We start from the raw sequence: 12019 nt of genomic DNA, 5'->3' as shown, positions 1-12019 counted from the left end.
CCACATTTGATTTATGTCATCAGTCAGACCGCATCTCTAGGCAACATCAGCCCAAGCGGCAAGCGCACCCGCGCTTCCAGACCGCCTTCTTCACGGTTGCGCAGCTCCACATTACCGCCATGCATCGAGGCAATTCGCCGCACAATCGCCAGGCCCAAGCCCGTGCCCTTGCCGCCCCGGGCGCGGTCGCCACGGGTAAAGGGGTTGAAGATCCCCTCAAGTTCAGCCGGGTCGATCCCCGCGCCCCGGTCCATCACACTCAGCACTACGTAAGGTGCAGTACTGTCACCAGAGACATACGCCGCCACTTCCACATCGGAACCGGCATGATGCAAGGCATTGCCGATCAGGTTGTTCAGCAGGCGCTTCATCGATACCCGGCGCAATGCGAATGGCTGGATCGGCTCCAGACGCATACGAACCTGCTCGCCGTTCTGGTTATAGGGCGCAACCACCTCACGCACCAGGTCCGTCAGGTCGACTTCTTCCACCACCTCATCACGCCCATCGCGGATAAACGCCAGGAACTGGTCGAGAATGGCGTCCATGTCCTCGATGTCACGGACCATGTCATCGGTCAGGTCGGTATGGTCGCCCATCAACTCCAGGGACAAGCGAAGTCGCGTCAACGGCGTACGCAAGTCATGGGACACCCCCGCCAGCATCAGCTCCCGCTCGCGCCCAGCCTGTTCGACATCTTCCGCCATCTGGTTGAAGGCGCCGTACACCTCGGTCATTTCACTGGGCGTATCGCTGACCGGCAGGCGCACGCTGCGCCCCTGGCCTAATTGGCGGGCGGCAAACACCAGGCGCTTGAGAGGCTGGTTGAGTTGACGGACGAAAATCCACGCGGACGCTGTTGAAAGCAAGCCGATGGCCAGGAACCATCCCAGTACGTTCCAGATCTTCTGCCCACGCAGCGGGTGCGGGTACAGCGGAACCTTGATCCAGGCATCCCCCAGGCTCGGCGCTCGTACCCACAGTGCAGGCGAAACATGCATACGCAGGCGCACCTCGGTGTCGGCTCCCAGTTCGGCCTGCATCTGGCGCTGGTAGATCTCGCTGTAAGGCCAATGTTGCTCGCCTTCCGGCACGCCGGCCCCGTCAACCCGGGTCAAGGTCGACGCCTTGGCCACTTTTTCCCGGTTCTCAGGGTCTACAGCCCAATAACCACGCAACGTCAGGGCGACGCCATGGCTGTACTGCCGATCCACCAGCACGTCTTCGTTCATCAACAGATAAACCAGCGTGAGCGCCTTGGAAAACAGAACGACGATCAGCACCAGCCAAAGGGTGCGGGAAAAGAAACTTTGCGGGAACCACAGCGGGGTTTTCATAGATGAAAGCTGCACACCTTGCAGGAACGAACGGCGCTCGCAGAATTGCAGACGCCGGGCATCCCGTCGACCCTCATGGAGTCAAACGTCAGGATACCCGCCCCCTGCAAATCATCGGTCACTTGGTAGCGGTGCCATCCGGCACGAACACATAACCCACACCCCACACCGTCTGGATGTACCGCGGCTTGGACGGGTCCGGCTCGATCATCCGGCGCAGTCGGGAGATCTGTACGTCGATGGAACGCTCCAGGGCGTCCCACTCCCGACCACGGGCCAAGTTCATCAACTTGTCACGGGTCAGCGGCTGGCGAGCGTTCATCACCAGGGCCTTGAGCACCGCGAATTCGCCGGTGGTGAGCATGTGCACTTCTTCGCCGCGCTTGAGCTCACGGGTGGCCAGAGACAGCTCGTAGTCGCCAAAGGTGACACTTTCGTCTTCGCTGCCCGGTGCGCCCGGCACAGGTGCTGCCTGGCGACGCAATACAGCCTTGACCCGCGCCATCAGCTCGTCAGGGTTGAACGGCTTGGCCAGGTAGTCGTCAGCGCCCAGTTCAAGGCCCTTGATACGACTCAGCTCATCGCCCTTGGCGGTGAGCATGATGATCGGAATCAGGTTGTTCGCACCGCGCAGGCGCTTGCAGGCAGTGAGGCCGTCTTCGCCGGGCAACATCAGGTCAAGTACCACCAGGTTGAAAACTTCACGCCCCAGCAGGCGATCCATCTGCTCGGTGTTCGGCACCGCGCGGGCACGGTAGCCCTTGGAGTTGAAGAACCGCTCCAGGAGGCTGCTCAGCCCCGGATCGTCATCAACGATGAGAATTTTTTCGCCTTCAGCAGTTTGTGCGGTGCTGCTCATTGGATGCTCCTCTTATCTCGGCGCGCATTATGGCGTAGCTGCCGTTATACGCACCGTGTGCATTGTTAGCAGATTTTTCATCTACTGCCAGCGAACCCACGCCCCTACCAGCTGCGGCGCAGTAGCCCCCAAGGGCAGAACGCTGGTTATAATGCGGCGCCTCCGTGCAGGGCAACGTCAGATCGTTACCGTTTGCTGCCGGGCTTTTTTTACCCGCTTGTCGTGACTTTTTCGATTTCGAGGGTCAATAGGCAGCCTCTTGACCCAGGCAGCGGCGCCAGTCGGGCCGCTCAACCAGCCTTGTCGGGCCTTGTTTTTACGGGCTGGCGAGCTGATTTTAAGAATTTCAGGTGGTTTTATGGACAGCATCAACAGCCGCATTGCCGAGGAACTCGGTGTACGCCCACAACAGGTCGAGGCGGCCGTCGCTCTACTGGATGAAGGCTCCACGGTGCCTTTCATCGCCCGTTACCGAAAAGAAGTGACCGGCAGCCTCGACGATACCCAATTGCGGCACCTGGAAGAGCGCCTGCGCTACCTGCGAGAACTCGACGAACGGCGTATCAGCATCCTCGCCAGTATCGAGGAACAGGGCAAGCTGACCCCTCAACTGGAACGCGACATCAAGCTGGCGGACACCAAGACCCGCCTAGAAGATCTTTACCTGCCGTATAAACAGAAACGTCGTACAAAGGGTCAAATCGCCCTGGAAGCCGGTCTCGGTGATTTGGCCGATGGCCTGTTCAACGATCCGTCGCTGACGCCGGAAAGCGAAGCCGCTCGCTTCATCGACGCTGAAAAAGGCGTCGCCGACGTCAAGGCCGCCCTCGAAGGCGCCAAGTACATCCTGATGGAGCGCTTCGCCGAAAACGCCAGCCTCCTGGAAAAACTGCGTACCTACCTGAAGCAGGAAGCCGTCCTCAGCGCCCGTGTTATCGCCGGCAAAGAGGAAGAAGGCGCCAAATTCCGCGACTACTTCGAGCACGACGAACCGCTCAAAAGCATGCCGTCCCACCGCGCCCTGGCGATTTTCCGCGGTCGCAACGAAGGTATTCTCAGCTCCTCGCTGAAAGTCGGCGACGACCTACCGGGCGCCATGCACCCGTGCGAAGGCATGATCGCTCAACAATTCGGCATCCAAAATCAGAACCGTCCTGCGGACAAGTGGCTCGGTGAAGTCGTGCGCTGGACCTGGAAGGTCAAGCTCTACACTCACCTGGAAACCGACCTGCTCGGCGAACTGCGCGACGGCGCCGAAACCGAGGCGATCAACGTGTTCGCCCACAACCTGCACGACCTGCTGTTGGCTGCACCGGCCGGCCCGCGTGCCACCCTGGGCCTTGACCCGGGCCTGCGTACCGGTTGCAAGGTCGCCGTGGTCGACGCCACCGGCAAGCTGCTGGATCACGCCACCGTGTACCCCCACGTGCCACATAACAAATGGGACCAGACCCTGGCGATCCTCGCCGCCCTGTGCGCCAAGCACGCGGTGGACCTGATCGCCATCGGCAACGGCACCGCCAGCCGTGAAACCGATAAGCTGGCCGCCGAACTGATCAAGAAATACCCAGCCATGAAGATGACCAAGGTCATGGTCTCCGAGGCAGGCGCTTCGGTGTACTCGGCGTCGGAGCTGGCTTCCAAGGAGTTTCCGGACCTCGACGTGTCGATCCGTGGCGCTGTCTCCATCGCCCGTCGCCTGCAAGACCCGTTGGCCGAGTTGGTGAAGATCGACCCTAAATCCATCGGTGTCGGCCAGTACCAGCACGACGTATCGCAGCTGAAACTGGCACGCGGCCTGGATGCCGTCGTGGAAGACTGCGTAAACGCCGTCGGCGTGGACGTGAACACCGCTTCCGTGGCGCTGCTGGCGCGCATTTCCGGCCTCAACGCGACCCTGGCGCAGAACATCGTCAGCCACCGCGACGAGAACGGCGCGTTCAAAACCCGTGCTGCGCTGAAAAAAGTCGCACGCCTGGGTGAAAAAACCTTTGAACAGGCTGCCGGCTTCCTGCGCGTGATGAATGGCGACAACCCGCTGGATGCCTCGGCAGTTCACCCGGAAGCCTACCCGCTGGTGCAGCGCATTGCCGCCGAGACCGACCGCGATATCCGCTCGCTGATTGGCGACGCCGCGTTCCTCAAGCGCCTGGACCCGAAGAAGTACACCGACGAAACCTTCGGCGTACCGACCATCACCGACATCCTGCAAGAGCTGGAAAAACCCGGCCGCGACCCACGCCCGGAGTTCAAGACCGCTGAGTTCCAGGACGGTGTTGAAGACCTCAAGGACCTGCAACCGGGCATGATCCTCGAGGGCGTGGTGACCAACGTGACCAACTTCGGCGCGTTTGTGGATATCGGTGTGCATCAGGACGGCTTGGTGCACATCTCCGCGCTTTCGGAGAAATTCATCAAGGACCCACGCGAAGCGGTGAAAGCCGGCGATGTGGTCAAAGTCAAGGTCATGGAAGTCGACATCCCGCGCAAGCGCGTTGGCCTGTCGATGCGCATGAGCGACACCCCTGGCGAGAAAATCGACGGCGCCCGTGGCGCGCGTCCGGGCTCGGCACCGCGCCAGTCGCAGAACAACGCGCCTCGCAAGGAAACCGCGACGGCCGCACCGAGCAACAATGCTATGGCATCGTTGTTTGCCAACGCCAAACAGCTGAAGAAACGCTGATGCAAATCCCGGCCGGTTTGACCCAGAGCGCGTTCAGCGAACTGATCGGCTGCCGCCTCCAGCGCCTGGACGAGGGCGTTGCCGAGGTGGCCCTGACCCTGGAGCCGCACCTGCGCAATCGCGCAGGCAAGCTCCATGGCGGGGCGATTTTCAGCCTGGTGGACATTACGATGGGCCTGGCCTGTTCCAGCGCCCACGGGTTCGACCAACAGAGCGCCACCATCGAATGCAAGATCAACTATATCCGCGCCGTGGAGGAAGGTGAGGTGCTTTGCACCAGCCGGGTGATCCACACCGGGCGGCGCACTTTGGTGGTCGAAGCCGACGTGTACCAAGGCGAAAGACTTGTCGCAAAAGCGCAGGGCACGTTCGCTGTCCTATAGCTCCTCACCCTCGATTTGAGTTAATTTCGGCGCTGCGATAACAGTGTCGGAATTTTCTCGCTGCGCTGTAGCCCAATTCATTGAGTGAAGTAGGCATATTCAGAGCGGGTTAAATCGACTCAGAACCAGGCGATCACGCCAGTTTCAACTTCACCCTTGTAGACCGTCCTGCCCACCCCCATATTGGGGCGACTGACGCGTGAAGGAATCCAACTTGAGCGAACTTCTCAACCGCCGCCTGGCCCTGCTCGGCAAGCGCGAACACCTCTCCCTGCTAGAGCAGTGCTTGCACGGCATCGAGCGTGAATGCCTGCGCGTCACCAGCGAGGGTCGCCTGGCGCAAACGCCGCACCCTGAAGCCCTGGGCGCTGCGTTGACCAACGAACAGATCACCACCGACTATTCGGAATCGCTGCTGGAGTTCATCACCCCAGCCCTGCCCGACCCGGCCGATACCTTGGGCAGCCTGGACAAGATCCATCGCTTTGCCTATAGCAAGCTGGGCAACGAATACCTGTGGAGCCCCTCGATGCCGTGCCCGTTGCCGGCCGAGGAAGATATTCCGATTGCCTACTATGGCACCTCCAATATCGGCCAGCTCAAGTACGTGTACCGCAAGGGCCTGGCCCTGCGATACGGCAAGACCATGCAGTGCATCGCCGGCATCCACTACAACTTTTCCCTGCCCGAACAGCTGTGGCCGTTGCTCAAGGAAGCCGATGGATTTGTCGGCACCGACCGCGACTACCAGTCCACCGCCTATATCGCGCTGATCCGCAATTTCCGTCGCTACAGCTGGCTGCTGATGTACCTGTTCGGTGCCTCGCCGGCCTTGGACGCCGGCTTCCTGCGCGGGCGTTCGCACCAGCTGGAAGTGCTCGACGCCGAAACCTTGTACCTGCCCTACGCCACCAGCCTGCGCATGAGCGACCTGGGTTACCAGAGCAACGCCCAGGCCGGCCTGACGCCGTGCTACAACGATTTGGCCAGCTACACCGACAGCCTGCGCGAAGCGGTGGCAACGCCCTACGCGCCATACGTCGAAGTCGGCACGCACAAGGATGGTGAGTGGGTGCAGCTCAACACCAACATCCTGCAGATCGAAAACGAGTACTACTCCAACATCCGTCCCAAGCGCGTGACCTACACCGGCGAGCGGCCGATCCAGGCGCTGATGGCCCGCGGTATCCAGTACATCGAAGTACGCTGCCTGGATATCAACCCGTTCCTGCCGATGGGTATCGACCTGCCGGAGTCGCGTTTCCTCGACGCGTTCCTGCTGTATTGCGCGTTGAACGACAGCCCGCTGTTCGCCAATAACGAATGTGGCAATGCCACCTCCAACTTCCTCAGCGTGGTCAAGGAAGGTCGCCGTCCGGGCCTGCAATTGCAGCGCGAAGGTCAGGCGGTGGACATGAAGGAGTGGGCTGGCGAGTTGCTGGAGAAGATTGCCCCCCTGGCCGCCCTGCTCGATGAGAGTCACGGCATCACCGAACACAGCGAGGCGCTGGATGCCCAGTTGGCCAAGGTCAAGGATTCGTCCCTGACGCCTTCGGCCCAGGTGCTGGCGGCGATGGCCGAGCGCAAGGAGAGTTTTGCGCAATTCTCCCTGCATCAGAGCGAGGTGCATGCCGAGTATTTCCGCCGTGAGCCGTTGGCTGCCCAAGAGCAGGCGCGCTTCGAAGAGCAGGCCCGCACATCGCTGGCACAGCAGGCGGAGCTGGAGCAGAACGAAGTGGGCGATTTCGATGTGTTTGTCGGGTCGTACCAGGCCAGTATCCTCGCCATCAGCAACTGATGGCTTGTGTGGGAGGGGGCTTGCTCCCGATGGCGGTCTTTCAGTCAATCATCCAGTGACTGTCATTGCGCTATCGGGAGCAAGCCCCCTCCCACATTGGTCCCTCGCATGCGCAGAATTTGCTTCATAAGCTAATTCTAAAAAGTTATTTATTTTGTAGTTCTTAGATCATTTAGTCTCCTCACACGCCGACCCTCGGCCGCCTGAATGAGGAGCTTCCCCTTGAAACTGCTGACCCCTCTGCGCCTGTTGGCCGCGTTGTCCCTGGCCGGTGCCAGCCTGTTTGCCCAGGCGGCGGACGTGACCATTGCTTATCAGACCACCGTCGACCCGGCCAAAGTCGCCCAAGCCGACGGCGCCTATGAAAAAGCCACCCATGCCAAGATCGACTGGCGCAAATTCGATAACGGTGCCGACATCATTGCCGCTATCGCCTCCGGCGACGTGCAGATCGGCTACCTCGGTTCCAGCCCGCTGACCGCCGCGATAACCCGCAAAGTCCCAGTAGAAACCTTCCTCATCGCGACCCAGATCGGCGGCGCCGAAGCGCTGGTGGCGCGTAACGGTTCGGGGATCAGCAGCCCCCAGGACCTGATCGGCAAAAAGATCGCCGTGCCCTTTGTGTCCACCGGCCACTACAGCCTGCTGGCTGCGCTGAAACACTGGAACATCGACCCGGCCAAAGTCACCATCCTCAACCTCGCCCCGCCGGCCATCATCGCCGCCTGGAAGCGCGGTGATATCGACGCCACCTACGTGTGGGACCCCGCCCTGGGCGTAGCCAAGGAAAACGGCAAGGTGCTGATCACCTCCGGCGAGCTGGCCAAGTTCGGCGCGCCGACTTTCGATGCCTGGATTGTGCGCAAAGACTTCGCCGAGAAGCACCCGGAAATCGTCACCGCCTTCGCCAAGGTCACCCTGGATGCCTACGCCGCCTACCGCAAAGACCCACAAGCCTGGCTCGCCGACACAGGCAACGTCGACAAACTGGTGAAACTCTCCGGCGCCAAGCCCAGCGATATCCCCTTGCTGCTGCAAGGCAACGTCTACCCGCTGGCCGCTGACCAGGTCACCCTGCTGGGCGCACCGACCATCCAGGCCGTCACCGACACCGCTGCGTTCCTCAAGGAACAAGGCAAGGTCGACGCCGTGCTGCCGGACTACGCCCCTTACGTCAGCGCCCAGTTCATCACCCACTGATTCAGGAGTTGATCGCGATGGCCTTGCTACAACTGGAGCGCATCAGCGCACAGTACCCAGGCGCCCCGGAACCGGTACTGTCTGACATATCCCTGGACCTCGGGCCCCAGCAACTGCTGGTCGCCCTCGGCCCGTCCGGCAGTGGCAAGACTTCACTGCTGAACCTGATCGCCGGCTTCGTCGAACCGTCTGCCGGGCGCATCACCCTTGACGGTGTGCCGGTCAAAGGCCCCAGCGCCGAACGCGGCGTGGTGTTTCAGGACGATGCCTTGCTGCCCTGGCAGGACGTGCTCGCCAATGTGGCTTTCGGCCTCGAACTGGCCGGCGTGCCCAAGGCGCAGCGCGAAGTCCGCGCTCGCGAAATGCTCGCCCTTGTTGACCTGGCCGGCTTCGACAGCCGCCGCATCTGGCAACTCTCCGGTGGCCAGAAGCAACGCGTCGGCCTGGCCCGTGCCTTGGCGGCAGACCCACGGGTATTACTGATGGACGAGCCCTTCGGCGCCCTGGATGCCTTTACCCGCGAACAGATGCAGGAGCTGCTGCTGCAAGTCTGGCGGCGCACCGCCAAGCCGGTATTCCTGATTACCCATGACATTGAAGAAGCGGTGTTCCTCGCCACGGACCTGATCCTGCTGGCACCCAACCCCGGCCAGATCGTCGAACGCCTGCAGCTGGATTTCGGCCAACGCTATGCCGCCGGGGAGTCGGCCCGGGCGATCAAGTCCGACCCGCGCTTTATCGAAACCCGCGAGCACGTATTGGGCAAGGTGTTCTCCCAACGGCAGGTGTACGCATGAGCAGCTACGAACTTCCCGCCACGGCCAGCAAGCCGGTGGCGCACGCCACTGTCCCGGTACGCCGCAGCCTGAGCACGCGTTGGATCAGCGTCCTGACTCTGGTCGCCCTGCTCGCCCTCTGGTGGGCGGTGACCGCCACGGGCTTGATCGAACCTCTGTTCCTGCCGCCACCGTCCGCCGTGCTGCAAAAAGGCTGGCTGCTGGCGACCACCGGCTACATGGATTCCACCTTGTGGCAGCATCTGGGCGCGAGCCTCAGCCGTATCGGCCTGGGCCTGGGCTTTGCGGTGCTGACCGCCGTACCGGTGGGGATTGCCATCGGTGCCAACCGTATCGCCCGTGGCATTCTCGATCCGCTGATCGAGTTCTACCGGCCGATTCCGCCCCTGGCCTATCTGCCGCTGATCGTGATCTGGTGCGGCATCGGCGAGCTGTCCAAGGTGCTGCTGATCTACCTGGCGATCTTCGCCCCGATTGCCATCGCCACTGCAACCGGCGTGCGTACCGTCGACCCGGCCAAGCTGCGGGCCGCTCAGTCGTTGGGCGCCACCCGTGCACAACTGATTCGCCATGTGATCCTGCCCAGCGCCTTGCCCGACATCCTCACCGGGGTACGTATCGGCCTGGGTGTGGGCTGGTCGACCCTGGTCGCCGCCGAGCTGATTGCAGCCACCAGCGGCTTGGGCTTCATGGTGCAGTCGGCGGCGCAGTTTCTGGTCACCGATGTGGTGGTGCTGGGGATCCTGGTCATCGCCCTGATCGCCTTTGCCATGGAAATGGGCCTGCGCGCCCTGCAGCGTAAATTAGTGCCATGGCACGGCCAGGCACACTAAGTGATGAGAACTCCATTGAGCAGCCTGACCGTTACCCCATTAAGCACCGCCCTGGGCGCCCAGATCAGTGGCGTCGATATCACCCAGCCGCTGAGCGAGGCACATCGCGATGCCATCGAGCAGGCGCTGCTCAGCTACTCGGTGCTGTTCTTCCGGGGCCAAGCAATCACCCCGCAGCAGCAAGCGCGGTTCGCGGCGCACTTCGGCGACCTGCACATCCACCCGATCTACCCCAACGTACCGGAACAGCCCGAAGTGCTGATCCTCGACACCGCCGTCACCGACGTGCGCGACAACGCGGTGTGGCACACCGACGTGACCTTCCTGCCGACGCCGGCCCTCGGCGCGGTGCTCAGCGCCAAGCTATTGCCGGCGTTCGGGGGCGATACCTTGTGGGCCAGTGGTATTGCGGCGTACGAAGCCTTGTCCGAGCCATTGAAGGTACTGCTGACTGGGTTGACCGCCACCCACGACTTCACCAAGTCCTTCCCGCTGGAGCGCTTCGGCAATAGCGCCGAAGACCTGGCGCGTTGGGAACAAACCCGCCGGAAAAACCCACCGCTGTCGCACCCCGTGGTGCGCACGCATCCGGTGAGCGGGCGTAAGTCGCTGTTTGTGAATGATGGTTTTACCACCAAGCTCAATGAGCTTGAGCCGGCGGAGAGTGAAGCAATCTTGAAATTCCTGTTTGCTCACGCGACACGCCCGGAGTTCACCCTCCGCTGGCGCTGGCAGGAAAATGACGTGGCGTTCTGGGATAACCGCGTGACCCAGCATTACGCAGTGGATGACTACCGGCCACAGCGACGGGTGATGCACCGGGCGACGATTCTTGGGGATGTGCCGTTCTAACAACAGACCAAATTTGAGAAACATAGGAGATCAAATGTGGGAGGGGGCTTGCCCCCGATAGCGGTGGTTCAGTCAAATTATTCGTGACTGACCTACCGCCATCGGGGGCAAGCCCCCTCCCACATTTTTGACCCCGTTGTGTCAGTTATTCAGCAGTGGATGGCTTTTCCCACAGGTTGATCCCACCTTCCTGCGCAAACCGATCAATCTCCGCCAGTTCCTCAGCACTGAAACTCAGGTTCTGCAACGCCCCGACATTCTCGATGATCTGCTCCGGCCGGCTGGCACCGATCAGCGCACTTGTCACCCGTGGATCCCGTAAGGTCCACGCCAGGGCCAATTGAGCCAGGCTCTGACCACGGCGCTTGGCGATTTCATTCAGTGCGCGCACGTGGGCGATGTTGGCTTCGGACAGGTGCTGGGCTTGCAGGGAGCCGCCACCCGGGCGGTTGACCCGCGCATCGGCCGGTACACCGTTGAGATATTTATCAGTGAGCAAGCCCTGGGCCAGCGGCGTGAAAGCGATCACCCCTGCGCCGAGCTCTTCGGTGGTGTCGAGCAGGTCTTTTTCCACCCAGCGGTTGAGCAGGTTGTAGGCTGGCTGATGGATCAGCAGCGGCACTTTCCACTCGTTGAGCAAGGCTGCGATTTCGCGGGTCTTCACACCGGAGTAGGAGGAGATGCCGATATACAACGCCTTGCCTTGTTGCACGGCGGTGGCGAGGGCGCTGGCGGTTTCTTCCAGGGGTGTGTCGGGGTCGAAACGGTGGGAGTAGAAGATATCCACATAGTCGACGCCCAAGCGTTGCAGGCTCTGGTCCAGGCTTGCCAATACGTATTTGCGCGAACCACCGCCCTGGCCGTACGGGCCGGGCCACATGTCCCAACCGGCCTTGCTGGAGATGATCAATTCGTCGCGATAGTGCTTGAAGTCTTCGCGCAGCAAGCGGCCAAAGTTGATCTCGGCGCTGCCATAGGGCGGGCCGTAGTTGTTGGCCAGGTCGAAATGGTTGATGCCCAGGTCGAACGCCGTGCGCAGCAGGGCGCGCTGGGTGTCGATCGGGGTGCTGTCGCCAAAGTTGTGCCACAGCCCCAGGGACAGTGCTGGCAGCACCAATCCACTGCGACCTACGCGGCGATAAGGAATAGATTCATAGCGGTTTTCGGCAGCAATGTAAGTCATCGAATCCTCTCTTGAGCTGGGGCAAATAAGGCCTGGGAATATCAATATTCCCAGGCCTTTTAAGCAGCTGAATCGCTTAAGTCTGCCTCTTCCT

Annotated in this window: 10 protein-coding genes; 7 read left to right on the top strand and 3 right to left on the bottom strand. The window is 61.5% G+C overall.

All coding sequences use genetic code 11. The features are described from left to right. Positions 1–23: 23 nt before the first annotated feature. Positions 24–1337: an ATP-binding protein gene (locus BLU48_RS29690; RefSeq protein ID WP_043047387.1), complete on the bottom strand. Its 1314-nt coding sequence runs from the start codon at positions 1335–1337 to the stop codon at positions 24–26. 118 nt (positions 1338–1455) lie between these two features. Then, positions 1456–2196 carry an osmolarity response regulator transcription factor OmpR gene (gene ompR, locus BLU48_RS29685; protein ID WP_043047388.1) on the bottom strand — a complete coding sequence of 247 codons (741 nt, stop codon included), beginning with the start codon at positions 2194–2196 and terminating at the stop codon, positions 1456–1458. Between the two features lie 358 nt (positions 2197–2554). On the opposite strand from ompR, the gene BLU48_RS29680 reads away from it, so the two are divergent. The 7 genes from BLU48_RS29680 (at position 2555) to tauD (ending at position 10742) form a co-directional block, all read left to right on the top strand. After that, positions 2555–4879 (top strand): Tex family protein, encoded by a 2325-nt coding sequence (locus tag BLU48_RS29680; protein WP_057024763.1) that lies wholly within the window; start codon positions 2555–2557, stop codon positions 4877–4879. Beyond that, on the top strand, positions 4879–5262 hold the full coding sequence (locus BLU48_RS29675) for a PaaI family thioesterase (RefSeq protein ID WP_057024764.1): 384 nt from the start codon (positions 4879–4881) through the stop codon (positions 5260–5262). The genes BLU48_RS29680 and BLU48_RS29675 overlap by 1 nt, the downstream gene beginning before the upstream one ends. Positions 5263–5476: 214 nt before the next feature. Beyond that, complete coding sequence (gene gshA / locus BLU48_RS29670; RefSeq protein ID WP_057024765.1) at positions 5477–7060, top strand: glutamate--cysteine ligase; 1584 nt, start codon at positions 5477–5479, stop codon at positions 7058–7060. Positions 7061–7282: 222 nt separating this feature from the next. After that, on the top strand, positions 7283–8260 hold the full coding sequence (gene tauA / locus BLU48_RS29665; protein ID WP_057024766.1) for a taurine ABC transporter substrate-binding protein: 978 nt from the start codon (positions 7283–7285) through the stop codon (positions 8258–8260). A gap of 17 nt (positions 8261–8277) precedes the next feature. Then, positions 8278–9057 (top strand): taurine ABC transporter ATP-binding subunit, encoded by a 780-nt coding sequence (gene tauB, locus BLU48_RS29660; RefSeq protein ID WP_032878412.1) that lies wholly within the window; start codon positions 8278–8280, stop codon positions 9055–9057. Further along, positions 9054–9890, top strand: coding sequence for a taurine ABC transporter permease TauC (gene tauC, locus BLU48_RS29655; protein WP_046070415.1), 837 nt, complete (start codon positions 9054–9056; stop codon positions 9888–9890). Before tauB ends, tauC begins: the two co-directional genes overlap by 4 nt. Before the next feature lie 3 nt (positions 9891–9893). Further along, positions 9894–10742: a taurine dioxygenase gene (gene tauD / locus BLU48_RS29650; protein WP_057024767.1), complete on the top strand. Its 849-nt coding sequence runs from the start codon at positions 9894–9896 to the stop codon at positions 10740–10742. Positions 10743–10887: 145 nt separating this feature from the next. Here the strand turns inward: tauD and mgrA are convergent, their stop codons facing one another. Continuing rightward, a complete protein-coding gene (gene mgrA, locus BLU48_RS29645) occupies positions 10888–11925 on the bottom strand; it encodes an L-glyceraldehyde 3-phosphate reductase (protein ID WP_057024768.1) in 1038 nt (345 codons plus the stop codon). Positions 11926–12019 lie beyond the last annotated feature (94 nt).

Source organism: Pseudomonas synxantha, from assembly GCF_900105675.1.
Lineage (GTDB): Bacteria > Pseudomonadota > Gammaproteobacteria > Pseudomonadales > Pseudomonadaceae > Aquipseudomonas > Aquipseudomonas synxantha.
The sequence above is the reverse complement of the archived record's forward strand: the minus strand, read 5'-3'. Positions and strand labels throughout refer to the sequence as shown.

Bases quoted from the DNA above. Each gene is read 5' to 3' on its own strand.
- mgrA (WP_057024768.1), bottom strand. From the start codon at position 11,925: ATGACTTACATTGCTGCCGAAAACCGCTATGAATCTATTCCTTATCGC.
- BLU48_RS29675 (WP_057024764.1), top strand. From the start codon at position 4,879: ATGCAAATCCCGGCCGGTTTGACCCAGAGCGCGTTCAGCGAACTGATC.
- tauD (WP_057024767.1), top strand. From the start codon at position 9,894: ATGAGAACTCCATTGAGCAGCCTGACCGTTACCCCATTAAGCACCGCC.
- BLU48_RS29680 (WP_057024763.1), top strand. From the start codon at position 2,555: ATGGACAGCATCAACAGCCGCATTGCCGAGGAACTCGGTGTACGCCCA.
- BLU48_RS29690 (WP_043047387.1), bottom strand. From the start codon at position 1,337: ATGAAAACCCCGCTGTGGTTCCCGCAAAGTTTCTTTTCCCGCACCCTT.
- tauB (WP_032878412.1), top strand. From the start codon at position 8,278: ATGGCCTTGCTACAACTGGAGCGCATCAGCGCACAGTACCCAGGCGCC.
- tauC (WP_046070415.1), top strand. From the start codon at position 9,054: ATGAGCAGCTACGAACTTCCCGCCACGGCCAGCAAGCCGGTGGCGCAC.
- ompR (WP_043047388.1), bottom strand. From the start codon at position 2,196: ATGAGCAGCACCGCACAAACTGCTGAAGGCGAAAAAATTCTCATCGTT.